General features: G+C 62.9%; 22 protein-coding genes. 10 read left to right on the forward strand and 12 right to left on the reverse strand.

The genetic code is table 11. The features are described 5' to 3' along the window. Nucleotide 1 precedes the first annotated feature (1 nt). Together treY and treZ are read left to right on the forward strand one after the other, a co-directional pair. The gene (gene treY, locus QP828_RS04605) at nucleotides 2-2,617 is read left to right on the forward strand and encodes a malto-oligosyltrehalose synthase (protein ID WP_274733620.1); all 2,616 of its coding nucleotides are present in this window, start codon (nucleotides 2-4) and stop codon (nucleotides 2,615-2,617) included. Then, a complete protein-coding gene (gene treZ, locus QP828_RS04610; protein ID WP_274778338.1) occupies nucleotides 2,617-4,476 on the forward strand; it encodes a malto-oligosyltrehalose trehalohydrolase in 1,860 nt (619 codons plus the stop codon). The genes treY and treZ overlap by 1 nt, the downstream gene beginning before the upstream one ends. On the opposite strand, the gene QP828_RS04615 is transcribed toward treZ, so the two are convergent. Continuing rightward, nucleotides 4,473-5,552 carry a lipid II:glycine glycyltransferase FemX gene (locus tag QP828_RS04615; protein WP_274733622.1) on the reverse strand — a complete coding sequence of 360 codons (1,080 nt, stop codon included), beginning with the start codon at nucleotides 5,550-5,552 and terminating at the stop codon, nucleotides 4,473-4,475. The two genes, treZ and QP828_RS04615, sit on opposite strands and share 4 nt — an antisense overlap. A gap of 66 nt (nucleotides 5,553-5,618) precedes the next feature. Here QP828_RS04615 and QP828_RS04620 point away from each other — a divergent pair, with 66 nt between their 5' ends. Together QP828_RS04620 and QP828_RS04625 are read left to right on the forward strand one after the other, a co-directional pair. Then, the gene (locus QP828_RS04620) at nucleotides 5,619-6,185 is read left to right on the forward strand and encodes a DUF3000 domain-containing protein (RefSeq protein ID WP_126134814.1); all 567 of its coding nucleotides are present in this window, start codon (nucleotides 5,619-5,621) and stop codon (nucleotides 6,183-6,185) included. Between the two features lie 99 nt (nucleotides 6,186-6,284). Continuing rightward, a complete protein-coding gene (locus QP828_RS04625) occupies nucleotides 6,285-7,502 on the forward strand; it encodes an HRDC domain-containing protein (protein ID WP_274733623.1) in 1,218 nt (405 codons plus the stop codon). Here the strand turns inward: QP828_RS04625 and QP828_RS04630 are convergent. After that, on the reverse strand, nucleotides 7,499-8,767 hold the full coding sequence (locus QP828_RS04630; RefSeq protein WP_274755808.1) for a class I SAM-dependent RNA methyltransferase: 1,269 nt from the start codon (nucleotides 8,765-8,767) through the stop codon (nucleotides 7,499-7,501). The two genes, QP828_RS04625 and QP828_RS04630, sit on opposite strands and share 4 nt — an antisense overlap. Next, nucleotides 8,764-10,548, reverse strand: coding sequence for a hypothetical protein (locus QP828_RS04635; RefSeq protein ID WP_126134811.1), 1,785 nt, complete (start codon nucleotides 10,546-10,548; stop codon nucleotides 8,764-8,766). The genes QP828_RS04630 and QP828_RS04635 overlap by 4 nt, the downstream gene beginning before the upstream one ends. A 54-nt stretch (nucleotides 10,549-10,602) precedes the next feature. Here QP828_RS04635 and QP828_RS04640 point away from each other — a divergent pair, with 54 nt between their 5' ends. After that, nucleotides 10,603-11,250: a potassium channel family protein gene (locus QP828_RS04640; protein ID WP_279058205.1), complete on the forward strand. Its 648-nt coding sequence runs from the start codon at nucleotides 10,603-10,605 to the stop codon at nucleotides 11,248-11,250. Next, on the forward strand, nucleotides 11,247-11,969 hold the full coding sequence (locus tag QP828_RS04645; RefSeq protein WP_274733627.1) for a potassium channel family protein: 723 nt from the start codon (nucleotides 11,247-11,249) through the stop codon (nucleotides 11,967-11,969). The genes QP828_RS04640 and QP828_RS04645 overlap by 4 nt, the downstream gene beginning before the upstream one ends. On the opposite strand, the gene QP828_RS04650 is transcribed toward QP828_RS04645, so the two are convergent. The 4 genes from QP828_RS04650 to QP828_RS04665 form a co-directional block, all read right to left on the reverse strand. Then, nucleotides 11,894-12,619, reverse strand: a complete 726-nt coding sequence (locus tag QP828_RS04650) for a DUF3159 domain-containing protein (protein WP_274733629.1) — start codon at nucleotides 12,617-12,619, stop codon at nucleotides 11,894-11,896. The genes QP828_RS04645 and QP828_RS04650 overlap by 76 nt on opposite strands. Before the next feature lie 28 nt (nucleotides 12,620-12,647). After that, nucleotides 12,648-12,899: a hypothetical protein gene (locus QP828_RS04655; RefSeq protein WP_126134808.1), complete on the reverse strand. Its 252-nt coding sequence runs from the start codon at nucleotides 12,897-12,899 to the stop codon at nucleotides 12,648-12,650. Nucleotides 12,900-12,905: 6 nt separating this feature from the next. Continuing rightward, complete coding sequence (locus QP828_RS04660) at nucleotides 12,906-13,643, reverse strand: DUF3710 domain-containing protein (RefSeq protein ID WP_274733630.1); 738 nt, start codon at nucleotides 13,641-13,643, stop codon at nucleotides 12,906-12,908. Between the two features lie 123 nt (nucleotides 13,644-13,766). Beyond that, a complete protein-coding gene (locus QP828_RS04665) occupies nucleotides 13,767-14,066 on the reverse strand; it encodes a DUF4193 domain-containing protein (RefSeq protein ID WP_126134806.1) in 300 nt (99 codons plus the stop codon). A 225-nt stretch (nucleotides 14,067-14,291) separates the two neighbouring features. Between QP828_RS04665 and sepH the strand changes: the two genes are divergently transcribed. Continuing rightward, complete coding sequence (gene sepH / locus QP828_RS04670; protein ID WP_274733632.1) at nucleotides 14,292-15,488, forward strand: septation protein SepH; 1,197 nt, start codon at nucleotides 14,292-14,294, stop codon at nucleotides 15,486-15,488. An 85-nt stretch (nucleotides 15,489-15,573) separates the two neighbouring features. Here sepH and QP828_RS04675 read toward each other — a convergent pair whose 3' ends face one another. Beyond that, on the reverse strand, nucleotides 15,574-16,725 hold the full coding sequence (locus tag QP828_RS04675) for an alkaline phosphatase family protein (protein ID WP_274733634.1): 1,152 nt from the start codon (nucleotides 16,723-16,725) through the stop codon (nucleotides 15,574-15,576). Nucleotides 16,726-16,804: 79 nt separating this feature from the next. Here QP828_RS04675 and QP828_RS04680 point away from each other — a divergent pair, with 79 nt between their 5' ends. Then, complete coding sequence (locus QP828_RS04680) at nucleotides 16,805-19,237, forward strand: DNA gyrase/topoisomerase IV subunit A (protein ID WP_284891308.1); 2,433 nt, start codon at nucleotides 16,805-16,807, stop codon at nucleotides 19,235-19,237. Here the strand turns inward: QP828_RS04680 and QP828_RS04685 are convergent. Next, nucleotides 19,234-20,268, reverse strand: a complete 1,035-nt coding sequence (locus QP828_RS04685) for an N-acetyltransferase (protein WP_274733637.1) — start codon at nucleotides 20,266-20,268, stop codon at nucleotides 19,234-19,236. The two genes, QP828_RS04680 and QP828_RS04685, sit on opposite strands and share 4 nt — an antisense overlap. 55 nt (nucleotides 20,269-20,323) lie before the next feature. After that, nucleotides 20,324-22,447 (reverse strand): DNA gyrase/topoisomerase IV subunit B, encoded by a 2,124-nt coding sequence (locus QP828_RS04690; protein WP_274733638.1) that lies wholly within the window; start codon nucleotides 22,445-22,447, stop codon nucleotides 20,324-20,326. Nucleotides 22,448-22,671: 224 nt separating this feature from the next. Here QP828_RS04690 and QP828_RS04695 point away from each other — a divergent pair, with 224 nt between their 5' ends. Continuing rightward, nucleotides 22,672-23,136, forward strand: a complete 465-nt coding sequence (locus QP828_RS04695) for a GNAT family N-acetyltransferase (RefSeq protein ID WP_274733639.1) — start codon at nucleotides 22,672-22,674, stop codon at nucleotides 23,134-23,136. A 114-nt stretch (nucleotides 23,137-23,250) separates the two neighbouring features. Here QP828_RS04695 and QP828_RS04700 read toward each other — a convergent pair whose 3' ends face one another. Then, nucleotides 23,251-23,445: a DUF7455 domain-containing protein gene (locus tag QP828_RS04700; protein ID WP_026428827.1), complete on the reverse strand. Its 195-nt coding sequence runs from the start codon at nucleotides 23,443-23,445 to the stop codon at nucleotides 23,251-23,253. A gap of 81 nt (nucleotides 23,446-23,526) precedes the next feature. On the opposite strand from QP828_RS04700, the gene QP828_RS04705 reads away from it, so the two are divergent. After that, nucleotides 23,527-24,300 (forward strand): 3'-5' exonuclease, encoded by a 774-nt coding sequence (locus tag QP828_RS04705; protein ID WP_274733641.1) that lies wholly within the window; start codon nucleotides 23,527-23,529, stop codon nucleotides 24,298-24,300. Here the strand turns inward: QP828_RS04705 and QP828_RS04710 are convergent. Then, complete coding sequence (locus tag QP828_RS04710) at nucleotides 24,248-26,020, reverse strand: RNA polymerase sigma factor (RefSeq protein WP_274733643.1); 1,773 nt, start codon at nucleotides 26,018-26,020, stop codon at nucleotides 24,248-24,250. The two genes, QP828_RS04705 and QP828_RS04710, sit on opposite strands and share 53 nt — an antisense overlap. Nucleotides 26,021-26,134 lie beyond the last annotated feature (114 nt).

The following is a 26,134-nucleotide window of genomic DNA, read 5'->3' on the forward strand; positions in this document are numbered from 1 at the left end:
TATGACCGCAATCACCGATACCTCTAGTATTCCAGCTCTACGTTCCCACGTGCCCGCCGCCGGGCGGCGCCAGCCCGTGTCCACGTATCGGTTGCAGCTCGGCCCTCATTTCACCTTCGCGGATGCCACCGCTCTGCTCCCCTATCTGGTGCAGCTCGGGATTACCGATGTGTACTGCTCCCCCATCCTCCAGGCTGCACCGGGCTCCACGCACGGCTATGACGTAGTGGATCACACCCGGATTTCCGAGCCGATGGGCGGGCGGGCCGGTTTTGAGGCTTTTGCGAATGCGGCGCACGCGGCCGGACTCGGCGTCGTCGTTGATGTGGTTCCCAATCACATGGCGATGCCCACCCCGCTCTACCTCAACCGCGCCATGTGGTCCCTGCTGCGCGACGGGCCCGAGTCTCCCTACGCTTCCTGGTTCGATATTGACGTGGAGTCCAGCGACGATGGGATCCTCATCCCGGTGTTGGGCGAACGGGTGGGTACGGCGCTGGCCCGCGAGGCAATAACGCTCGATCACGTCGTCGTACCGGGTTATGAGGACGACGGCGACGTTCCGGTACTGCGCTACTACGACCACGTTTTCCCGGTTCGGAAAGGCACCGAATTTCTCCCTCTGGCAGAACTACTGCAACGCCAGTACTATCGGCTCGCCTACTGGCGAGTAGCTGAAGAAGAACTCAATTACCGGCGATTTTTTGATGTGGATACCCTCGCCGGGATTCGGGTAGAGGATCCCGAAGTATTTCACGCCTCCCACGCGCTGCTGCTGGAGCTCTTCCACGCCGGTTTTATTGATGCGTTCCGTATCGATCACCCCGATGGGCTGGCCGATCCGCGCCAGTATATGGAGCGCCTGTACGAAGCGACCGGCGGGGCGTGGATCGTGGCGGAGAAAATCCTGGAGGGCAACGAGAAGCTTCCCTCGGATTGGAAGTGCGCGGGGTGCACCGGATACGAAGCCTCCTGGCGTATTGGGGCACTGCTCACCGACCCGGAAGGGGTGCGCTCCCTCACCGCGAATTTTGTGCATCTGTCCCATACCACCCAGCCCTATCCCGTTCTGGAACGGGAGGCAAAACGCCAAATTATGCATTCCTCCCTCCAGGCGGAGGTCGAGCGGATGGCGCGGCTCATGGCGGAGGTATGCCATGATGACCTGCGCCTGCGCGATCATTCCCAACGTTCCTTGCACGATGCTGTTTCCGCGCTCGTCATCTGCATGGACCGCTACCGCGCGTATGTGGTTCCCGGAGAAAAACCGCATGCCAATGCCGAAGCTGCACTCCTGGAAGCCGCGGAACGCGCCCGGGGGCTGCTGTCCGAGGACCGCTGCGAAACCCTGGATGTTGTGGTGGATATTTTGCTCGGGCGGGAAATCGGCTCGGCGGCAAAACGCCATGATGCTTCCCGGAATGAGGCGATTATCCGTTTCCAGCAGGTATGCGGAGCGGTTATGGCCAAGGGCGTGGAGGACACCGCCTTTTATCGTTATACCGCGCTCACCTCAGCGACAGAAGTCGGATCCGATCCGCGGCGCGCCTCGCTCACCCCCGACGAACTGCACACCTGGACCCGGCAGATGATGGCCGATTGGCCCGTGATGATGACCACGCTTACCACCCATGACACCAAACGCGGGGAAGATACCCGCGCTGCTATTGCCACGCTGGCGGACTACCCCACCGAGTGGATAGAACTCCTTGAACGGCTGCGCGAACGGCACGCCACTTCCCGCCCCGCGGAGCTCGATGGCCAGATCGAAAACCTCATGTGGCAAACAATTATCGGAACGTGGACGGATAACGGGCCCATCGAAGCTGATCGCCTCATTGATTACCTCCGCAAGGCCGCCCGGGAACAAAAAACCTGGACCACCTGGACCGAGCCGGACGAAGCGGTGGAAACCGGGCTTTTTGCCTATGCTCGTTCGGTTATTTCCACCCCGGAATCGGTGGCTGAACTCACCGCCTGGTGGGAACAGACCCGGCCGGCGCGCCGCGCACGTATCCTCGCCGCGAAGGTGCTGGCTCTCACCCTTATCGGGGTGCCCGATACCTATCAGGGGGAGGAAATTACTCGGAATGTGCTGGTTGATCCCGATAACCGCCGCCCCGTCAATTACCGGTGTCTTGCCGGAATCCTCACGCAGCTAGATTCAGCAGGTGCGCTACCCGCGCGGGCGAGCGTCGATGAAGAAAAAATGTGGGTGACCTCGCGTCTGTTACGGCTGCGCCGTGAGCGTCCCGATACTTTTGTGTCGCTGCGCTCAGGCTACGAGCCATTGGCTGCTACCACCGGAAATATTTTTGCCTTTACCCGCACTCTGGACGGGGAGCCGGATGTTATTGTGCTGGTCTCGCGTCTCGCACACCGCCAGGAACTGGCCGGCGGCTGGGGCGATGCGCATATCGTCCTCCCGCCCGGCCGGTGGCGCAACGTTCTGGAAGAAGGCGAGGTTGAGGGGCCGCAGCTCTTCGTGCGCGATGCCTGCGCCACGCTGCCGGTGGCGGTCTATGCCCGTTGCGAAGCTGAGGATTGGGGCGGAACAGGCACCGAAAATGGCGCCGCAGAGTACCCCGAAACAGGCAGCGAAGAAAGCGACGATTAATGGAACCTCTGAGCGTGTGGGCACCGGGGCGCGCGAGCGTTGCTGCCCTTGTGGATGGGGCGCGCCTCCCCTTCCGGCCGGTCACCGCGGCTGATATTGAGGCAGCGCGTGCGGGGCGCGACGGCGCTGCGCTGGCTAGCGGGCCTGGATGGTGGATTCTCGACACTCCCCTACCGGCCGGTACTCGCTACCGCATCAGTCTGGATGGGGGAATGGGGCTGCCCGATCCGCGCACCCGGCGCCAACCCGAAGGAGTCATGGGTCCGTCCGAAGTTGTTGATCTCGACGCTTTCGAGTTTTCGCCCTTCTCCGGGGTGGATCCGCTCGGGAAGGTGTTTTACGAACTGCATATCGGCACCTTCACCCCGGAGGGCACTTTTGATGCGGCGGCGCAAAAATTCGGGTACCTGCGTGAGCTCGGGGTGGATATCGTCGAGGTGATGCCGATTTCTCCGGTGCCCGGCACCCGCAATTGGGGCTACGACGGCGTGGATATCTATGCGGTCACCGACAACTATGGCGGCCCGGCGGGTTTCGCACGTTTTGTGGAGGCCGCGCACCGCGCCGGGCTGGCGGTGTGCCTCGACGTGGTCTACAACCATTTCGGGCCGGACGGGAATTTCCTGGCGGAGTTCGGCCCCTACACCACGAACCGTTATTCTTCCGTTTGGGGTCCGGGTGTGAACGTAGACGGCCCGAATTCCGGCCCGGTGCGGCGTTATTTTATCGATAATATGCTCCAGTGGGCCCGTGACTACCACGTGGATATTTTTCGACTCGACGCCGTTCACGCGATCCAGGACCATTCCACTCGCCACATCCTCGCGGAATTGTCCGACGCCGCCGCGGCTTTCGCCGCGGAGAGCGGGCGGCGTATCGCACTCGTGGCGGAATCGGACCTTAACGATGTGACGATGCTGCGCCCCACCCGCGCGGGCGGCAACGGTATGGATATGCAATGGGCTGATGATATTCACCACGCCCTACATACTTACGCAACCGGGGAAAATTTCGCCTATTACGGGGATTTCGCGCTACCCGGCGCCTTGGAAAAGGCCATGCGGCACGTTTTCGTGCACGACGGTAATTTTTCTACGTTCCGGAAGCAGAACTGGGGTTCTCCGGTGCCCGATGCGCTTGATTCGCGCCGTTTCCTTGTCTATACCGAGAATCACGACCAGGTGGGTAACCGCGCGGTGGGAGACCGCCGCTCCCGTACCCTGAGCGCGGAACGCACCCTGGTTGCCGACGCGCTCATGCTGCTCTCCCCCTTTACGCCCCTCCTCTTTATGGGCCAGGAGTGGAGTGCTTCCGCACCTTTCCAGTTCTTCACAGATCACACTGCGGAGTTGGGAGAACGCGTAGATGCGGGGCGGATTGCAGAATTTCGCGACTGGGATTGGGGCGAACATGCCGGGCGCATTCCCCCGCCCCAGGCGCTTTCCACTTTCGCCCGGTCGCACCTGGATTGGGCAGAATTAGAAGAACCTTCCCACGCTCGCTATCTCGAGGTGACCCGGGAGCTAGTGCGGCTGCGGCGCGAGCACCCCGATTTTTCTTCCCCGAACCGGGAAGATTCAGAAATTGTACGCCTGGGTACCGCGGGCTATTACCGGCGCGGGGCCAGCTTCGTTGTTTTCCAGGTAGGGGCAACGCCCTCCCCACTCCCCGGCGAAACACCAGCCGACAAGCCGGCTGAAACACCGGCCACGGCGTCCGCTCCTCCCACCCGGGTGCAGCTACCGCCCGAGGCAGGACCGCTGCATACGCTCCTCACCTGCGGCAGCGTTACCGTGGCCGAATCCCACGTTGATTTTTCCGGGCCTGGCTTCGCGGTTCTCAGTCCCTCCAAGCCCTAGTCCCGCGCGGTAACTCGCGCTGCGGAGGCTTTGCCTCCACGCCGTCCCAAACGTTCGCGCGCGGCACGCACTGTCCCCACGGCGGCGCGCTTCGCGTGCAGAGCCAACGTGAGTGCCCGATAGTAGCGCGGACGCAGCGGAACATCCCAGGCCCCGGCCACCTCGGTGAAATCGGCGGCAAATTTCTGTTTGTACCCGGTCACGCCTTCCAGTTGCGGGGCGCGCTCCGAATGCACTCCCATGAGGTCATAAGATTTCCGCCCGGTTTCCCGCAGCCACGTCATCGTATGCATATCCATGAACATAGACGCGTGGCGCTGGCGAGCCTCCGCGTTGGTTGCCCCGTAATATGCTTCCCCAAGATCATCGGTGGCGAGCACAATCTGCCACGCTAGCGCCCGTCCCTCCGCGCGCGCCACGAATAACCGAGCGTGATCCGGCCCCAGGGATTCCAGCATGGTCACGTACTGGCTCATAGGTGCCGCCCCGAAATCATCACGGCTGGCAGTTTCGGTGAGGATAGCGTACAGCTCCGGAAATACTTCCCGGGCCCGCTCCGTTTCATCGCAAAACTCCAGCCCTTCCGCCTCGGCTTTACGTGCTTGGCGGCGCCCCGACTTGGAGAAACTCGCCCGGATCTGCGCATCCGGGCGTGCGACGTCGACCACCACGGTGCGATCATAGGTGACCGTTTGCAGTAATTCGTGCAGATCCGCAGCCCGGTGCCAAGCGTGAATCCTCATAAAAGCAAGACCGCGGTCCGCGCTCCGCACCAGCTGCGCCAGCGTGGTACGAAACTCCAGTTCTTCGCCGGCCGTGGGCCGTTCCCCCAACCACACCGGGCCCTTCTTCGCCCACAGGTAGGTAAAGCCACGCCCTTCCATCCGCGTGAGAGAAATAAGAGCACGCGGCTGGCCGGTGCTATCACGCCACAGGAAACGACCAAAAGGTGCGTGGCCGGGCAGGGCATCCTCATAGCGATCCCAGGCGGGCAGCTGCTCAAGGGGCAGCCCGTGGCCGGCAGCCAGGTCCAGGTAGGTGGTGTCATCGATCCGCGACAGCGAGAGTGTAGACATGCCGCCATCCTACCCGCGCGGCGCGCCTGGCTAAAACCCGCGCACTGGCGCATTACGGTAACTAGCGTGTCTCAGATTCATGCACCCGAGGACTTCCTCACCGCGCTCGATAGCCTGCGCGGGCACGAGTTTCGTCCCGAGCTGCACATCGTGCAGATACCTCCGCCCAAGCGCATCGCCCCGTGGGCTGTTGCGCTTCAGGCTGAGATTAACGATTCGCGGGCGATGGATCCGGATAACTATCGCGGCGGGGCCCGCTTCGTGGTGCTCCACGACCCGGCCGGCCAGGAAGCCTGGCACGGAACTTTCCGAATCGTGTGCCATATGGGGGCGCCGATGGATACCGCAATGGCCGGTGATCCGCTACTCGGCGAAGTTGCCTGGGCGTGGCTGGCCGATACCCTGGATGCGCACGGCGCTGACTACCACCACCTGGTCGGCACCGTGACTCGCATGTATAACGAGACTTTCGGCGGGCTGGAGCTTTCCTCTTCCCTGACCGAGCTGGAATTACGGGCCTCCTGGACGCCGAGCAGCCCCGATCTTTATCACCACGTGCGCGCCTGGGCGGATTTTATTGCGCTGGCCTGCGGCCTTGCACCGGAAGGAACGACGGCGCTGCCAGCCCGCTAGGTGCGCCCCCGGGAGGTAGCATCCTGCGCGTGGCGACCCCGGGCGTGCGCAAGCCCGCTAGTATTAATCGCGGCCCCTAGTCTGTGCAGTTGTGAGGTTATGACGTCTTCTTCTATTCGCTGGAGCGAAGATCCCACCCTGATCCATGTAGATACCCCGCGCGAAGGTATCCCGCCGCTCACCACCGGTCCCGCCTATCGCCCCGCTCTCACACGGTTGCGGCGCGGCAGCGGCCCCGTCGCGGTGGATGTGGAGCGCGCCATGGGGATCCGCTATTCGGCCCGGGCCTACCTGATTCAGCTGCGCCGCGAGGGTTCGGGAACGCTGCTGTGCGATCCGGTGGGAAATGAGGAATATTACCCGGAGCTGGCAACGATTCTTGGCGATGCCGTGTGGATTTTGCACGCCGCCGACCAGGATCTGCCCTCCCTGGGAGACCTGGGTTTGCGCCCGGGGCCAGGCAAGCTTTTTGATACCGAGGTAGCGGCATTGCTCTTGGGCGATGAGCGTATTTCTCTCCAGGCGCAGCTCGCGGAAAATCTAGGGTTGCTCCTCGCCAAAGAACATTCCCAAGCGGATTGGTCCGAGCGCCCGCTCGCGGATGAGCTGCGTTCCTATGCCGCGCTCGATGTGGAATTGCTCGCTCCCCTGCGCCAGGTGCAGCTCGAACGCCTGGAGCGGGCCGGGCGCCTGGAGTGGGCGGCCCAAGAATTTGAAGAGATCCGCACCCGGCCTCCCAAAGCGGCTCCCGCAGAACCGTGGCGGCGCGCCACCCACCGCCAGGATTTTTCCTCCCGGCGCGATCTCGCCCTGGTGCGAGCCCTGTGGCAGGCTCGGGATCGCATCGCCCAGACAACTGATACCGCCCCGGATCTGGTACTTTCCCGCGCCGATATCGCGGCCCTGGCGCGGCGTCGCCCGCGCTCCCTGGCCGATGTGCGCACCGCCCGGCCCTTGCGTACCGGAGGCAAACAGTATTTGGCGCCGGCGCTATGGCAGGCGGTGGCCCAGGCCTGGGCACTGCCGAGCTCCGAACTTCCCGAACCCGCCCCGGCCCGCCCCTCCCGGCGCGCCGAACGTGGAATCCCGCACCTCCTTGAGCACGTGCGCGGTGCCGTTCAGAAACGCGCAACGGAGCTGGGAATCCGCCACGATGTGCTTCTCAAGCCGGCCGTGCAGCGCGAGCTGGCGCGCCTTTTGCGCCGCCGGGTGGCGCGTACCGCCCCCGCCATTGGTGATGCGCTGGCCGAGCTGGGAGCACGCCCCTGGCAGGTGGAGAATACCGCCACCTGGATCGCCGCCGCGGTGCGCTCTTAGCGCAGCGCTGTCACCACTTCAAAGTGGTGGGTATTGGGGAAGAGATCGGCACCGCGCATGGATTCCACGCTCCGCCCGGCCTCTACCATCGCGGCCACATCACGGGCCAACGCCGCCGGATCGCAGGAAACAAGGACTATCCGGCGGGCCTTGCTCGCCGCGGCGGCCCGGGCCGCCGCAATTCCCAAACCGCTCCGGGGAGGATCGGCGAGGAGAATATCTGCGTCGTCGATATCACGCGCGGAAATAGCAGCGGTACGGGCACGCGCCCACGGGTAGGGGCGCAGATTCGCCCGGGCGTCTTCCACCGCGGTGCGCGCACCTTCCAGGCTTTCCACCCGACCGGTGGCCCCGACCGCGCGGGCCAGCGGCACGGTCAGCAGCCCGGCCCCCGCGTAGAGTTCGAGAATATGATCCCCGGGTTCAACACCTGCGGCACGGGTCACCAGATTGATAAGAGTGGCCGGTGCCTCGCGGTGCACCTGCCAAAAACCGGAGGCCCGCACCCGGTAGCGGTAGGTTTCCTCCCCCACGTGTACCTCTTCGCGCGCGAAGGGTGAGCATTCCGCAGCGGCCGCGTCGAAGGTGCGCCCGCCGATACTCACCGCCGCTGGGCTGGCCGAGGGCGCGAGAACACGAACCCGCTGGCCATCGCGCAGTGGGCCGAGGCTGCGGGCGAGGCGGGTGAGGTAGCTTCCATCCCACAGCCCCAGCTCCGCGATCTCCTTGACGGCGAGCGGCATAGAAGTGATGGGGAGAACCTCGCGGCTACCTTCGCGAAACATTCCGAAACGCCCCGCGGTCACGGTCACGTCGATGCGGGTGCGGCTCGCCCAGCCTCCGTTAGCACGATCAGATTCCAGAGCGGTGACCGCGGGAACAATCCCCTGCGTTTCCAGGTGGTCACTGAGAGCTTGGCCACCGATCCTGCGGAGAGTTGAGGTAAGTACCCGAGTTTTCCACTCGTGCTGATAGTCAAATACAACGTGCCCCAGGTCCGCACCACCCACGCCCCCGGGTCCGGCTTCCGGCCAGGGATGAGCCTGGCGGTACGGTGAGGGCTCTCCGAGCACCTCGATCACGTCCCCGCGGGCGAAGCGGGCGCGTTCTTCGGTCAGTGCCACCCGCACGCGTTCCCCGGGCAACCCGAAGCGAGCCAGAATCGCTTTGCCCTCGGCACGGCCGATGGCAATACCGCCGTGGCCGATATCTTCCAGGGTGATATCGACGGTTGAATGGTGAGCTTGAGCAGCAGAGGTGGTCACAGGTCTTCTCCCGAATGGATTTGGTAGGGAACTTGCACCAGCATGAGGCGCGAGTCATAGGACAGGTCAGCGAAAAGCGCGGGTACGGATCGGCGCAGGTACACCCGGTGCCACAGGGTCGTGGAAACCACTTTCGGCGCGATCACCAGCACAATATCTTGCGGGTGGGTGTCCAGAAGGAAACGAATATAATCGACGAGCGGCCCGCGCGCCCCGCTCGTGGGGCTACCCAGCACGGTCAGGCCCACCGGCAATTGGGATTGGCTCCAGGCGGCGCGCAACGCGGCGGTACGGCTTTCGCTCAGGTCCACGGTGAGCGCGGTCAGGGTGGAGGGCCGCAGCGCTCGCGCGTAGGTAACCGCCCGCAAGGTTGGCAAATTGAGTTCTTGCACCAGCACCACCGCGTGAGTGCGCACCGGCAGGCGCCGCCCGGCCCCCACATCCAAAGGTTTGAGGTGGGCACTCATCTTTCCGCGCCCGCGCTGGGCGATGAACATCCCCGCCGTGGGCACCGCCACCGCCGCCAGCGACGTGAGGGTCCAGGCGGGCTGCATGGCCACCGTGACGAGGAGCACAGCGAATCCCGCCAGCGCGAAGAAGGCGAAACCCCAGCGGGAAGCATGCGCGGCCCGGCGTTCCTCCCGCCGCTCCGAAGTTTTGAGGATCTGCCCGCCGCGCAGAGAAAGCGCCGCGCAATGCAGCGTAAAGATAAGGAAACATACAAAGACAAGGGCGACGACGCCGGCGTGCGTCGTCGACAAAAAGACCCCGAGGGCGCCGGCGAGAACCGCAACCAGCAGCACAACGCCGCTGCGGGCCCGGGAAGCTTCCGGGGCGGCGAGACGTGCGGGAAGGGCGCCGTCGAAAGCTAGTTCCCGCAATAGGCGCGGCAGACGTTCGTACACCACGAAAACACACACGAGGCCGAGGAAACCGAAGGCGATCGCGGTGATGATACGCCCGGTGCTTCCCCAAAATGCCGTACCCATGACGATGCTGGGGAGGCCCACCGGAACCGTGAGGATATCCAGGCGCATTTCCAGATAGAACGTGCCCGAAAGCACCACCGCGGCGATGCCGGCGATGGTGCTCAGGGCGCGCGGCCCTAAGAAACGTTCACGCCCCGTACCGATGCGCCCGCCAACCAGCAGTACCACCGCCGCCAGGAAGCACATAATGACGAAGGTATTTCCGAGCGGGTGGATGGCTTGGGAGCCGGGTAGTTCTTCGGCGCGGTTGGTGATGAGATCCGCGAGGGAGACGGTGCCGCGGGCTTCGCGCACCAGCCCGGTGATGAGGGTTGCGATAATCACGCCGCTCGCCGCGAGTACGGCGAGTAGGGCGCCGGCCAGCGGTAGGCGCCAATGCAGTAACGCGGGCAGGGCGCAGACCACGACCAGCGGGATCTGGATAAGGCGCCCGTCCACCGCCAGCGGGGTGAGCGCATTTACCGCCATACCCACGAGGCCGGCGGCCAGTACCAGGAGCAGCGCGAAAGCCGCGAAGCGTGCGGCAGCGGCAACCGTCCCGAAAGCTGGGGCGATATAGCGGGAAACGACCTGGTGGGCAGCTTTTCCGGGCACCACACGGGACGCGGCGATGGTGGCCGCCACCACGAGCGCGAGCACGGCGACTCCCGCCAGCGCCATCGCGCCCACGAGGGTGGGGTTGGCAAACGGTGCCCCGCGTTGAATACTGCGCGGCAGCAGCACCACCGCCAGACACACGCAGGTGGCTGCGCCCACGTACTGGGACATCCCCAGGAACGATAATTTTCTCATCACTAGGATACGGTACCCGCTTTGCGGTAGCGTAATGTAGTGCACTTCGTAATTATGGGATGCGGGCGCGTGGGTGCCGCGCTGGCGCTCTCGCTTTCCGCCATTGGTCATTCGGTGGCCATTATCGACCAGGACGCCGAAGCTTTCCGCAAGCTCCCCGAAGATTTCCCGGGGCAGCAGATCACCGGCGTGGGTTTTGATCGCGATGTTTTAGCGCGCGCGAATATCGACGACGCCGCCGGCTTCGCCGCCGTGTCCTCGGGCGATAACTCGAATATCATCGCCGCCCGGGTAGCGCGCGAAACTTTTGGGCTGACCAATGTGGTGGCGCGCGTCTATGACCCCACCCGCGCGATTATCTACGAACGCTTGGGGATCGCCACGGTGACCCCGGTGCGCTGGACGGCGGACCGGGTACTGCGCGAGCTCATTCCGCTGGGCCCCCACCACGAATTCCGCGATCCCCTCGCCCGAATCTCCCTCATTGAAGTGGCGGTGGATCGGCGCTGGTTCGGGCGCACCGTGGCGGATGTGGAAGACGAAACCGGGGCGCGAGTCGCCTACATTATCCGTAGCCTGGCCGGGCTCCTCCCCCATAGCGACACCGTTATCCAGGACGGGGACACCCTCAAAGTGCTCGTGGCTTCCGAGGACGCCTCCGGCGTGCAACACATGCTGCTCAAATCGGAAGGAGCACAGTGAATATTCTCATTATTGGGGCCGGCGCGGTCGGGGTGTCGGTGGCCCGCGAACTTCTCAAATCCGAGCATTCCATTTCCATTGTGGACAAGAAGCCTTCCGCTATGCGCATTTCGAGTGCCTCGGATGCGGATTGGCATCTGGCCGATGCCTGCGAAGTTCCCGCACTGCGCGAAGCGGGCGCGGCAGAGGCCGATATTATCGTGTGCGCCACCGGGGATGACAAGGTAAATCTGGTGGTGTCCTTGCTGGCGAAAACCGAGTTCGGGATCGCCCGCACCATTGCGCGTGTCAATAACCCGCGTAATGAATGGCTGTTCACCGATGCCTGGGGTGTGGACGTCACGGTGTCCACCCCGCGGATTATGGCCTCCCTGGTGGAAGATGCGGTCTCGGATGGGTCGCTCACCCAGATTATGCGTTTCCATCGCAGCGGGGCGAGCCTGTGGCAGGTCTCGGTATCCGCCGACGCCCCGGTGGTAGGAAGCGCCATCAGCGATATTGAACTGCCCTCCGGAGTCGCCATTAACGCCATTATTCGCGATGGCGTGCCCCTGACCGCCGATGCCGATTTAATCGTGGATGTGGATGACCAGGTGCTCCTCATTGACGGCGGGGACGATGTGGATATGTCCGCCCTCAAGAGCTATTTCCGGCCTCGCCCGGCCTCCGTGCACGATTCGGAAGGAGAATCCGCCGCGGATGCGGAGGCCTCCAGGTAGGTGCTAGCCGGGGGCAGACTCCGCACCAGTAGCCAGGTGGCCCACAGGATAAGGCAGAAAAGCACCGGCCCGGCAATAATTTTGATAACGCCGAGCGCCGCGGTATTGCCGCTGATAAAGAAGGGCAGTTGCACGACGACGCGGCCCGCGAACATGGCGAGCCACAGCCACGTAATGCGGGTGTAGCGCCGGTAGGTGAGCCGAGCGGCCGAGTGAGTGGCGCTGCGCCACGCGGCAATATCCCCGCGCAGCATCCCAATAACATAGCCCATGATGGGCCGGCGGATGAGCAGGGAAATAGTCACTCCTACCGCATAAGCGGCATTGGTGAGGAAACCGGGAAGGAAATAAGTTTCCGCGCGTCCGGAGCGCCAGGCGAAAAAGGCCGAGATTCCCACTACAAAAAGCCCGCCGAGCGCCGGCATCACGTCAATACGTTGAATGAGCCGCACCAGGATGGCCACAATAGCCATGCCCAGGGGAACGAGAACCGCCAGGGGAATATTGCGGGTAGCTAAATAAATAATGACAAAAACAAGGGCGGGAACATTCGCTTCGATAACGCCGCGCACCCCGCCTATCGCTTTCCAGGCGTCAAATTCTTCCCCGAGAACCGCGCGTAAACCGCCGCCGGGTGTGGTGGTATCCATGGGGCCTCCCGGTTACTCGGGGTGCTCGCTAAAGCACGATATATTCCGGGTTATATGCTACCAGCACGCCCCGGCGCCGCAATGGCACCACCCGGGCGCGAATACGGTCCCCGACCCGCACGCAGTCGATGGTGCGCCGCCCCTGGAAAATGAGGGTGAGGAGCCCCGCGGTGGTTTCCACGGCGATACGTACCTCCGGGGTATGCGCCCCGCGGCCGCCGGGGGCGCCCGGGTACGTGATGGCGATAATATCCCCCGTCACCCACACCGGCGTAGCCATAGGTATCTAGTGAATCTCTTGGATTTCCGGGCCGCGCTTGGGAAGCTCAATGCCGGTATCGGGAGTTTCTGGTTCCGGCTCGCCCTGCTGGGGAAGCGCCAGGGGCAGCAGTTCACGCGGCGGGATCGCTTGGGAGCCGCGCACCACCACCAGATCATCGAGAACCCGGTGGAGCACTTCGGTCCCGCGTTCCGGATCGACCGCCCCGCGCCCGGTGACGGCTACTCGCAGCAGCCAGCGCGGGCCGTCAATACCGATAAAGCGCACCGGTACCCGGCCGTTCTCCGCGGGCATCTGGGCCTGGATTTCCGGACCGTACTCCCCTTCAGCTTCCTGGAAACGCCCGCCCTGGTTGGCGATGGAGGAAATCACTTCCACCCGGATGTCCTCCCACAGGCTAGCGGATTTCGGGGCGGCGAATACCTGCAATTGCACCGCGGAATCCCCCATCACGTAGACCACGCCGAGCACGACCTGGCGTTCGCGATCCACGGAGAATTGCATGGTGGCATCGGGAAGGATGGGCAAGCGCAGCGCACCGCCGTCAATAAGGGCGGGGTTCTCCGGCGCCTCGGATTCATCGTAGGGGCCGCGCTGGGGAGCTCCGGTGGCATCCGGCTCACCGCCCGGGCGGGCCGCCGGATCACCAGCGGCTTCCCCCGCGAGGTTCTGGCCGGCTTCCTCACGTTCTTCCGGCTGCGATGCCGACGTCTCGTTTTTCTTCCGCCGTGAGAACCATGCCATGCTTTATACTCCTCGTCCCGATTCCTTCATTCCCTCTAGTCTAATGAGGGACGTCGCACCGTGTTGAGATGCGCTGCGGTGCGATACCGCGGCCCGTGGGCCGCGGCGTCGTCGTACTTCCAGTTAGCTCGCGCAATCCACGCAGACGGGCAGGCCGTCTTCCACGTGATCCAATTGGGAGCGGTGGTGAACCAGGAAGCACTGCGAGCAGGTGAATTCATCATCCTGGGCCGGAATCACATTGACGGATAGCTCAACATTGGACAGGTCCGCGCCGGGGAGCTCAAAGCCCTCGGCCGCTTCGACCTCATCCTCGTCAACCGCGCCGGATTGCTGATCCGAGCGCCGCCCGGCGAGCTGCTCGAAAGAATCCTCGCGGAGCTCCTCGTCTTGCTTGCGCGGAGCATCGTAATCTGTTGCCATAAAGTCACTCTCCAAAAGTGCCGGGGCCCATGCGGTGGATTCCGCACGAACCGGCGTCCACCCGCGAGAAACGGATCTTTCCGCCCTCGCGTATGGTCCTGACGGGTGGTACTGCGCGCTTAGTGTAACAGCACGCGCGGCACTTGGAAACACACCCGCGCCCAATGCCTGCTTTTCGGGCTCGGAGGTGGCACCCTAAGAGTGGTACCAAGAGTAAGGGAAGAGATGAAAAAGCTGGAGCTGCTCGGCTTGCAACCCGACGGTCACAACCTCACGCTCAACGATGAGGAGGGTAATCGCTATCTGCTGCCCGTCACCGATGATCTGCGTGCGGCCCTGCGCAAGGATCCCCATCCCAGTACTCCCGCGGAGGAGATCACGCCGATGGGGCCGCGTGAAATCCAAGCTCTCGTGCGTGCCGGCCACAGTGTTGATGAGATTTCTGAGATGGCCGCGCTACCTCCCTCGCGTATTTCAGCCCTGGCGTACCCCATTATTGCTGAACGTAACTACACCGCCGCGCAGGCCCGTAACTACACCCTCGGGCGCGATGTGGGAGGTTTCACAGTTGAAGAACTCGTCACATCCCGCCTCGTTGCCCGCGATGTGGATACCACCTCGATCACCTGGGATGCGGTACGCGAAGCGGGGCAACCCTGGGCGCTGATCGTACGTTTTGTATCTGCCGGGCGTGAGCACGAAGCCCGCTGGTTCATCGACACGGATCGCCATACTCTCCAGACCCGCAATGATGAGGCCTCCTGGCTCTCGGAAACGTCGCTCACGGCCGATGCGGGCCCGTGGCGCCCGGATCATACGCCCGCGGTGGTACCGGGAACTGCGGATACTGTTTTTTCTGGTACGACGCCCGCGGCGGTTCCCGCCGCGGTGCCGGCCTCCCCCTCCGCTCTCCCGAGCGCGGCGGATACTCCTCCGGCCCGTGCCTCTATTGATGAGGTGCTGGCCTCGCTGGATTCCCAGCGCGGTAAGTCACGCCCCATGCCGGATGCCGATCATGATATCGATCCCGACGAATGGGACGGGGCGCATCGCGCTCCCGAGGATGAAGAGGAGCTGCGGGCTCCGGCCACCATTGTTTCCCTGCCCTCGCGTGAAGGGCAATTGCCCGGCCAGCGCGCCTTGCTGGAGCCGGAAGAACTCGCGCAGACCCCGGCGCTCCGCCCGACTTCCGCGCCGGATGCGGATTCCGATACCGGCGGCGGACTGTCCGCGGCAGCCGCGGAGCCAAACGGCGGGGCTGAGGCTGCTCCGGCTAGCGCGCCGGTTCCCGAAAAAGCCGCCCCGGCTAGCGCGCCGGAGAAAACCGCTCCGGCTACCGGCGAACCGCGCCGCGGCCGTAAGCGCACGGATCGTCCCACCATGCCGTCCTGGGATGAGATTGTCTTCGGTAAAAAGGACTAGGTCAGGCGTGCTAGGTGTTAGGTGCTACTAGATGCTCGCACCACGCGGGTCCCGCGGCGCGCAGTACCGCGCACTTTCCGGAGCGCTAGTTCAGCTCCACAAGGAGGGGAATAAGCATCTCTGTGGGGGTGAGCGAACCGTGGACCCCACGCATAAAGGTGGCGCCCGGCTGCATGTGCCCGGTGTGAACCACGCTCAGGGTGCCGCGTTGGAAAGCGAGCACATCCCCCATCGCTTCCCGCGCCTGCGCGGTAACCTGCCCGAACATTCCGGTCGCGATGGCTTCCTCTTTGGTGTACACCCAGGAACGTTCCCCCAGGTAGTCCCGCCAGCGGGCCGCTACTTCTTCCGGTTCCCGGGTATAAAGATGCACCGCGCGTTCCTCCCCCGAATACAGATCCACGCCTTCGCGTAACACCGGCGTGGCGGCCACATCGACGCGTTCGCTCGGATCAATCATGCCGTGATCCGCGGTGAGCACCAGCAGAGTGTCCGGGGGTAGCACCCGGGTGAGCAGGCGAATACCGGCGTCCAGATCCTCGAGAGCCATGGTCCATTCCTCGCTGGTAGCACCCCAGCGGTGCCCGCGGTGATCAACCTCCCCCCAGTACAAGTAGGCAAAACGCCCACCCTCACGCAGGAAACGAGCGGCCAGCTGGACCCGATCATCGAGGGTGGGCCCCCCGAGAGCGGTAAAACCGCGCCAGGCAGCCCGCGTTAGACCCGAGCCGATGTGGTCAGGATCTTGGATGGCACCCAGCTGCGTGGCCGTGCCGGGGCGGGCAGCCTCCAGGCGCTGCGCCCAGGTTGGCACCGGCTGCCATTCTTCCGGATCGAGCCCGCTATCTTCCCAGCTAATCAGGGAGAAATTACGGCCGGTACGCGGAGAACGCAGGGAGTAGGAGAGCATCGAGGTGCGCCCGGGCAGCGCCCCGGTACCCAGGGTGGTGAGCGCTGCGGCGGTGGTGGACGGCGCCGTGGAGGTGAGTGGTTCGCGCGCGGTCAAGGCACGCAGGGTGGGCGCGTGGCCGATACGTGCCGCCAGGTTTTCCGCCCCCAGTCCATCCACGAGCACGAGGCAGACCCGGCTGGCACGCGGCAAATCCAGCACGCCCGCCGCCCGCTCCGTTTCAGCCGCCGCGTATTCCGCTGCGGGCAGCACCCCGCAGGCGGCTAAACATTCACCCAGGACGGCGCGCAGAGAGCGCTCCGCGGGCAGCACAGGAAGCTCAGTCATGCCTCCCAGTCTACGTTCCACCTCGACACACTCCTGCCCCGGCGCCCCGCGCGCGCCCAAAAAGCGGGATAATTGAGCAATGCCCAAGAATACGAGCCCCGCGGAACATATCGTCGATATTAACGTGTCGGAGGAGATGCGCACCTCCTTCCTCGAGTACTCCTACTCGGTGATTTACGCGCGTGCCCTGCCCGATGCGCGCGACGGTCTCAAGCCGGTGCAGCGCCGTATCCTTTTCCAGATGGGGCAGATGGGCCTGCGCCCCGACCGCGCCCACGTGAAGTCCTCGCGCGTGGTGGGTGACGTTATGGGGCGCCTCCACCCCCACGGTGATACCGCTATTTATGACGCGATGGTGCGCCTCGCCCAGCCTTTCACCATGCGGCTACCGCTGGTGGACGGGCACGGTAATTTCGGTTCGCTCGACGACGGGCCCGCTGCCTCGCGCTATACCGAGGCACGCCTGGCAGCCCCGGCCATGGCGATGATTTCCTCGCTTGACGAGGACGTCGTCGATATGGTCCCCAATTATGACAACACTCTCCAGCAGCCTGAGGTGCTCCCGGCCGCGATCCCGAATCTGCTGGTTAACGGTTCTTCCGGCATCGCGGTGGGGATGGCCACGAATATTCCCCCGCATAATCTTATTGAGGTTATTAACGGGGCGAAGTATCTGCTGCGCCATCCGGATGCGAGCCTGGAGGATATTATGCGCTTTATCCCCGGTCCGGATCTGCCCGAAGGCGGCAGAATTATTGGTCTGGACGGCATCCGGGAAGCATACGAAACCGGGCGTGGTATTTTCCGTACCCGGGCGACGGCGCGGATCGAAAAAATCAGCGCCCGTAAGCGCGGCATTGTTATTACGGAACTGCCCTATCTTGTGGGCCCGGAAAAGATCATTGACAAGCTCAAGGACGCCGTTAACTCCAAGAAAATCCAGGGGGTCTCCGGGGTCCAAAACCTGACTGATCGGCACCATGGGATGCGGCTCGTCGTCGAAGTAAAAAACGGGTTCCACCCTGAAGCGGTACTCGCCCAGCTGTACCAGCACACTCCGCTCGAAGAATCCTTCGGCATTAATAATGTGGCGTTGGTCGATGGTCAGCCGCAAACTTTAGGGTTGCTGGCGCTGCTGCGCGTGTGGATTAAGCACCGCATCACGGTGACGCGCCGGCGCAGTGAGCACCGTTTACGGGCTGCGCAATCTGATTTGCACCTGGTGGAGGGTCTCCTTATTGCTGTCCTCAATATTGATGAGGTCATCGCGGTTATTCGTTCGTCGGAGGATACCGCGGCGGCCCGCGAGCGGCTCATGGCTGTTTTTGACCTCTCCGAGGCGCAGGCCGATTATATTTTGGAGCTGCGGCTGCGCCGCCTCACGAAGTATTCCCAACTTGAGTTAGAAGGGCGGCGCGAGGAGCTGGAACGCACCATTGCGGAGCTGGAGGAAATACTTGGTTCTCCCGAGCGTTTGCGGGAAGTGGTGGCCTCGGAGATGACGGAGGTGGCCCAGCAATTCGGCACCCCGCGGCGCACCGTGCTCCTGGAATCGGACGGGGCGGCCAGCGCGGCAGCTCCGCAAGCACTCCCCCTGGAAGTTTCCGATGATCCGACCTGGGTGCTGCTTTCGGGTACCGGGCTGGTGGCGCGTACCGCGGGCGGCGATGCACCAGAACGCAGCGGTCCGCGCCGCGCCCACGATGCCGTCATATCGCAGGTACCGGCCACGGCCCGCGGGCATATCGGGGTGGTAACAAGCCACGGGCGGATGATCGATCTGGATGTGCTCACCGTTCCCACTCTTCCCGATACCGCAGGGGCGCCCTCGCTGGCCGGAGGTACCCCGGTGGCGGATCTTATTTCTCTGGACTCTGGAGAACGTGTGGTCGGACTGGCCCCGCTCACTGCTGGTGAGAGCGATCCGGTGCTCACCCTGGCCACCGCGCACGGGCGTATTAAGCGGGTGAACGGCGCTTACCCGAATAAGGAGAGCTGGGAGGTTATTACCCTGGCTGAGGGGGATAGCGTGGTAGGCTGCGCGCTGGCCCGAGATACCGACCAGGTGGTTCTTATCACGAGCGATGCGCAATTACTGCGTTTTGAGGCATCCGCGGTACGCCCGCAGGGGCGGGCCGGCCAGGGCATTGCCGGGATTCGCTGCGCGGAAGGTGCCCGGGTCATTGCCCTCGGAGTGGTGCCGGGCGATGATCTTGCCGGTTCCCTAGTGGTCACGATTGCTTCCAATGAGCAGGCGCTCCCGGGCACAGAACCGGGTAGCGCCAAGGTCACTCCCCTGGATCGTTTCCCGGCCAAGGGCCGCGGTACGGGCGGGGTGCGGGCCCAGCGTTTCCTGCGCGGGGAAAATGTTTTAGCACTTGCTGCTCTCGGCCCGGAGCCGCTGCGCGCCGTCACCGCCTCCGGCCAGCCGGTTGAGCTACCCGAGGTTGAGGAGAAGCGAGATGCTTCGGGCAGTGCGCTGACGGTCCCGGTTGCTGCTATCGGAAGCTAGTCACGCTCCGGCATATCCGGGAGCGGGTGATGAACTACCCGGGTACGTTCGGTAACCTCGAATCCGAAGCTTTCGTAAAGGCTCAGGCGCGCCGCGCTTTCGGGAGTCAGGCAGGTGCCGTCCGGTTCGTAGTGAACGGTGAGATCCAGGGTGGTGGCATCCATACCGCTCTCCGCCTGCGCCGCGATGCTGGCTGCCAGCAGCCGGGCGTTGACCCCGTCCGGGCTTTCGGCCCGCACCGCGAGCTCATCAACATAGCCCTCCCGTAATCCCAAGCCCGGCCAATCCTGTTCATAAGCTGCGGTCATGATACATCCGAGTACCCGGGGCCGATCCCCGCGGGTATCCACCGCCAAGAAACTCCATTCCCGGCGCATAAACGCGCATTCGATACGCCACTGTTCCCGGGTGTAAATCGGGTAATTCAATTTATCTGCGTAAAAAGAATTGTGGGCGAGCAGCGCGGCGTCGTCCCAGTCGGGGGTGAGGGGAACCAGCTCCACACTGTTATTCTCCGTGTGCGCGGAAGGTGGCAGGGGCAGCGGCCCGCGCGCGAGCGGCCGGCGCATCTGCAGGTAGGAGAGCCGGTCGGTGAAGCCGGCAGCGGCCAGGGCCTTCCCCCGTTCCGGATCCCAGCTTTCCACATTCGCCACGGCCACGGGGTGGAGGGTGCCGGCCGCCAGGGCAGGAGCCCGGCGCAATTGTTCGGCGAGCACGCCGCGAGCGGCCCGTTCGCGCAGCTCCGGGCTGAGCTCGGGGTGCACACTGGCCGAGAGCGTGACGGTGGGATGCGCGGTGCGCGCATCGTAAAGGCGCACGATACCGAAAGCGAGGAGGCGCCGGACCGGTGCTGCGTCGTCGTACCACCCGAAAACACTGTGCGGAACCGAAGGCTCAAACATCAGAGCGATTTCTTCACGCGAGGTGCGGAAACTGGAGTTGACGGCGCTTTGGTGGGTATCGAGCAGCGTGAAAATCGCGCGGGCATCCGCCGCTGTGAGATCGCTCCACCGCATCGCACCGTCACCCATGGGCCCTCCTTTACGGGTATGACTCTCAAGTGTAGCGAAGCGTGGCCCGGGAATCTTAGGCATCGATCTTGTCGTAGGAGATATCGCTGGCACCTTCGACAATAAATTCGCGGCGCGGAGCCACCTCGTTACCCATCAATACCTCAAAAACGGACTCGGCTTCCCGCAGCGCGGCTTCGTCCTCGATTCGGATGCGCCGCAGGGTACGGTGGGCCGGATCCATGGTGGTTTCCGCGAGCTGGTGCGCGTCCATCTCCCCCAGGCCCTTATAGCGCTGGATGGGTTCCTTATAGGTTTTCCCGGCGCGCTCGAGCTTCTTGAGTTCCCGATGCAATTCCTCTTCGGAATAGGTATAAATATACGATCCTTTTTTCCCGCCGCGCCCGGCCACCTCAATACGATGCAGCGGCGGCACCGCCGCGAAAACCCGCCCGGCTTCCACGAGCGGACGCATATAGCGGAAGAAAAGTGTGAGCAGCAGGGTGCGGATATGGGCGCCGTCCACGTCCGCATCCGTCATCATAATAATTTTCCCGTATCGCGCCGCCGCGAGGTCAAAAGTACGCCCGGAACCGGCCCCCACCACCTGAATAATGGAGGAGACTTCCTGGTTGCGCAGAATATCCGCGGGCGAGGCACGCTGCACATTGAGGATCTTGCCGCGGATGGGCAGCAGGGCCTGGAATTCCGAAGAACGCGCCAGTTTCGCGGTGCCGAGCGCCGAATCCCCCTCGACGATAAACAACTCGGTGTGCTCAATATCATCGCTGCGGCAATCGGCCAGCTTGGCTGGCAGCGTGGAATTTTCGAGGGCGTTTTTCCGCCGCGAAATTTCTTTGTGGACGCGCGCGGCCACCCGGGCCCGCATTTCCGCCACGATCTTCTCGAGGAGCCGTGACGTTTCTGTTTTTTGGTCTCGTTTCGTGGACGCCAAGATACTGTGAAGCTGCGCGGCGACGACGCGCGCCACAATCGGACGCACTGCCGCAGTCCCGAGGATCTCCTTCGTCTGCCCCTCGAATTGGGGTTCGGCTAGCCGCACCGTAACAACGGCGGTCATCCCGGCCAAAATATCGTCCTTTTCGATTTTGGCATCTTTGGCGGTGATTTTGAGGCGGCGGGCATTGGTATCGATAAGGGCCCGCAGGGTTTTCACCACGCCCTGTTCGAAGCCAGTCTGGTGCGCCCCTCCCCCGGGTGTGCGAATAATATTCACGAAGGATTCGGTGGTGGTGTCATATCCGGTTCCCCAGCGCAGGGCCACATCGACCTCGCAGGTTCGTTCGACTTCCTGGGCGCGCAAATGCCCACTTTCCGGATCCAGGACCTGCACGTTTTCGGTAAAGGTTTCGCTGCCCGTGAGGTGCATAGTGGCGGTAAGAGCCGGATCGGTGGCCAGATAGTCCACGAAATCGACGACGCCCCCCTCGTAATGGAACACTTCCTCATGGGGGCCGTTCTCCCCGGGGGTGCCCGCCAGGCCGCGCTCATCGCGGATGGTGATGGTCAGGCCGGGAACCAGGAACGCGGATTGGCGCACCCGCTCGGTGAGCAGGTCATAGGAGAATTCTGCTTCGGCCAGGAAAATCTGGGGGTCAGCCCAGTAGCGCACCGATGTGCCGGTATTCTTCTTCGCTACTTTCCCGACGGTATCAAGCTCGCTACCGTGCGTGAAGGCTTCAAAAGGGGCCTCCGGGGAGGGCTGGGTGCCGTCCTGGAAACGCCCCGGTTCGCCGCGCTTGAATTGCATCTGGTAAACCTTGCCGCCGCGCCGGACTTTCACATCCATGCGCGCGGAGAGGGCGTTAACGACCGAGGCACCCACGCCGTGGAGGCCACCGGAAGCGGAATAGGATCCGCCCCCGAATTTCCCTCCGGCATGCAGGCGAGTGTACACAACTTCCACTCCGGAAAGCCCCACCCCGGGGACGGTATCCACGGGCACCCCGCGACCGTCGTCGGTTACCTCAACCGAGCCGTCAGCATAGAGGGTAACGGTGATATGGGTGGCGAATCCTTCCAGAGCTTCGTCGATGCCGTTGTCGATGATTTCCCAAAGGCAGTGCATGAGTCCGCGTGAATCCGTGGAGCCGATGTACATACCGGGGCGTTTGCGCACGGCTTCCAGGCCTTCGAGGACTTGGAGGTGACGAGCTGAGTATTCTTCGGAAGTTGACACACCGGTAGTTTACGCGAACGGCTGTTCGCGAGCCGCAGCGGCGCGCGTATGCGCCTCATATGTGAGTGGTACTGCTTCTCGGTTGCGCTGCGTGTGAATTTTTCCCTGCGCTAGACAGGCAATTCGTAGTCACGAGGGCTGCAGATTTAACCTGCATTTCGCATGGTTCGTAACGTCAGCAGTTAAAATATTTCAGGTCCCTCTGGTACCGGTACGCTAAACGTATGGAAGACGCGACCGTTGTTGAGGTAGCTCAATCGCACAGGACCGAGGAACTCCTTGAGGAACTAGTCCAGGTATGGGAGTCTTCGGTACGCGCGACCCACCTGTTTTTATCTGAAGCCGATATCGATCAGATCCGGCAGGATTTACCGCAGGTATTCACGGGAATTGAACATGTGGTGGTCGCGAAGGATCGGACGGGAGGCGTCGTCGGGTTTATGGGTGTAGCGGCCCACCGCCTCGAAATGTTATTCCTTGCCGCTCCGGCGCGCGGCGTCGGCCTTGGGGCACGGCTACTGAATCTAGCCGTGGATAGGTACGGGGTCACCGAGCTAACCGTCAATGAACAGAACCCGCTGGCGGTTGGATTTTATTCTCATCACGGATTTAGCACGTACAAACGCAGCGATGTTGATGAGGAAGGACGTCCGTTCCCTCTTCTGTATATGAAGCGCCTTCCAGCGTAGGTAATCGCAGGGGACTATGGAGGAACGCCGCTGAGCTTTCAGATACCCCTGAGCCGGGATTTGGCCACGAAAAAGCGGCCCGGATGGGCCGCTCGTGTTGAGATCGAAGCGAGGTTAGGCGATATTTTCGCGTTCGTCTTGAATCTCAAGGGCATCTTCACGCAGCTTATCGAGGTGCTGGGAAGCATGATGGCCGCAGAAGAAAAGTTCTCCGTAGGGCAGGCGTACCCGAACGTAGGCCTGGGCTCCGCAGGCATCGCAACGATCCTGCGCGGTCAAGGGAGCTAATTCAGTCAATGTAGTACTCACATACCTATCAAAGCATAAAAGGGCGCGCTTATTCCTGAGGAGAAGATCACCTCAGGCCCGTGCTCTCGGTAAGCTGAACGCATGGCTCTTTCTCACGCACACGGTAGTTCTTTGGGCTATGCCGCCCTCGATCTGGAAACCACCGGTTTAGATGCGCGCACCGATCGAATTGTGGAGATCGGGGTGGTGCTTCTGGATGAGCAGGGCAGCCCGGAACGCGAATGGGAGAGCCTGGTGAACCCGTTGCGGCCCATGGGAGCCACGGAAATTCACGGGGTGCGCGGCGCGGAAGTGGCGCAGGCGCCGTCGTTTTCCGAACTTCTCCCCCAGGTGGAACGGCTGCTGCGCGGGCGTATCCTCGTGGCGCACAACGTCCGTTTCGATCTTGCTTTTCTCAACGAGGCTTTTCGCCGGGCGGGCAGCCCACTACATATCCCCCGCAACGCCGCGGTATGCACGATGGATCTCTCGCGTATTTACCTTCCCGAGGGGCGCCACTCCCTCATGGCTGTGGCCCAGCGGGCCGGGATTGCGATAGAAGAACACCACCGCGCCATCACGGATGCGCGCATGTGCGGGCGGCTCCTGGCTGAGTATCTGCGCCGGGAGGCGCGGGGGCAGCGCTACGCCACCCGCGCGCGTAGTAGAGATGGCCGGGAAATAACAGCAGCGGCGTGGGACGATGCTCGCCGCCACGCCGCTGAGATTATATGGCCCACCCCGTTATTCGACGTGGAGTTCCGCAGCGTGCGCTGCAAACGCCGCGCCCCGCGGGGCCACGCGGAACCTGCCGCTGCTAGCTTTACTCCAGGTAGTCACGCAGCACCTGCGAACGGCTCGGGTGGCGCAGCTTAGACATGGTCTTGGATTCGATCTGGCGAATGCGCTCGCGGGTAACCCCGTAGACCTTACCAATTTCATCCAGGGTTTTCGGCTGGCCGTCGGTAAGGCCAAAGCGCATGGAAACCACCCCGGCTTCGCGTTCGGATAGGGTATCGAGAACGCGATGGAGCTGTTCTTGGAGCAGGGTGAAGCCAACGGCATCCGCCGGGACCACCGCTTCGGAATCCTCAATGAGGTCACCGAATTCGGAATCGCCATCTTCACCCAGCGGTGTGTGCAAAGAAATCGGTTCGCGCCCGTACTTTTGAACTTCGACGACCTTTTCTTCGGTCATATCCAGTTCTTTCGCCAGTTCCTCGGTGGTTGGTTCCCGCCCGAGTTCCTGGAGCATCTGGCGCTGGACCCGCGCGAGCTTGTTGATAACTTCGACCATATGCACCGGGATGCGGATAGTGCGGGCCTGGTCCGCCATCGCGCGGGTAATGGCCTGGCGAATCCACCAGGTGGCGTAGGTAGAGAACTTGTAGCCCTTGGCGTAGTCAAACTTTTCAACGGCGCGCACCAGCCCCAAATTCCCTTCCTGGATAAGATCAAGGAAGAGCATGCCCCGGCCCGTGTAGCGCTTAGCCAAAGAAACTACCAGGCGAAGATTAGCTTCCAGGAGGTGGTTCTTGGCGTGCTTGCCATCACGGGAGATAATCCGCAGTTCACGGATATAGGCGTGATCCTTCTCCTTATCGAGATTTCCCTGATCCAGCAGGTGCTGCGCGTAGAGCCCCGCCTCGATTCGCTTGGCGAGTTCCACTTCTTCCGCGGCGTTGAGCAGGGGAACTTTACCGATCTGCTTGAGGTAATCCTTGACCGGATCCGCGGTGGCACCGGCAACATGAACACGCACCGCCGGTTCATCGGAATCATCAGAGTCCTTAACGGTGAAACCACCCCGGGAGTTACGCCCGGTTGTTTCCGTTTTAGCGGCGCTATCCGTTTCCTTATCGGCTTCGTCCTCTTCTTCCTCGGGCTCTTCTTCAGCGTCCTCGGAATCGTGGTCGGTGTCTTCGTCATCCTCGAGATCGTCGTCAAGATCCTCGGCATCAACATCTTCAGCGTCGACGTCGAAATCTTCATCCTCGAGATCCTCATGTTCTTCGGGATCTTCGGGTTCTTCCTGCTTAGCGGTGGCACGCTTCGAGGTGGATTTCTTCGAGGCAGCAGCTGTCTTGGATTCAGCTGCCTTCGAAGTTGCCTTCTTCGCGGAAGTCTTGCGGGTGGCAGGCTTCTTAGCCGCCGGCTTATCTTCGGTGGATTCCGTGCCGGCCGCGGTAGCCTCCGTAGCGGCAGATGCGGTTTCCGGCACCTCGTTTTCAGCCGCTGCCTTCTTCGCGGACGTCTTCTTTGCCGCGGTGGACTTTGAGGCGGTGGACTTCGCGGTGGTTTTCGCCGTAGCGGCCTTCTTGGTGGAAGAAGATGCCTTGGATTCGGCCGCCTTCGATTCGCTTGTCTTGGAGGCTGCCTTCTTGGTAGTGGTGGCCTTGGTAGCACTGGCTTTCTTAGGCGCCGGCTTCTTCGCAGCCGTGGTGCTTTCAGAAGCGGAAGCTGCCGAGGTGGCCGATGCCGTGCGACTGGAAGAGCGAGAGGCCGCCTTCTTCTTCGTACCCGAAGCGGATGCGGAGGCCGCGGTGTCTTTTTCCACGGCAGCGGTTTCTTGTGCACTGGCAGACTTTGTGGCCACGTGAGACCTTTCCCTAGTGTTATCAACGAATGCCGAGAACCGGCACGGGGTATCCACCCCAAAGAGCTACTTAGCGGAACGCGCCCGACCCGCCTTTTGTTCCCCACCCTCCCT

Origin of the sequence: Actinotignum sanguinis, from assembly GCF_030230305.1 — a bacterium.
GTDB classification, from domain to species: domain Bacteria; phylum Actinomycetota; class Actinomycetes; order Actinomycetales; family Actinomycetaceae; genus Actinotignum; species Actinotignum sanguinis.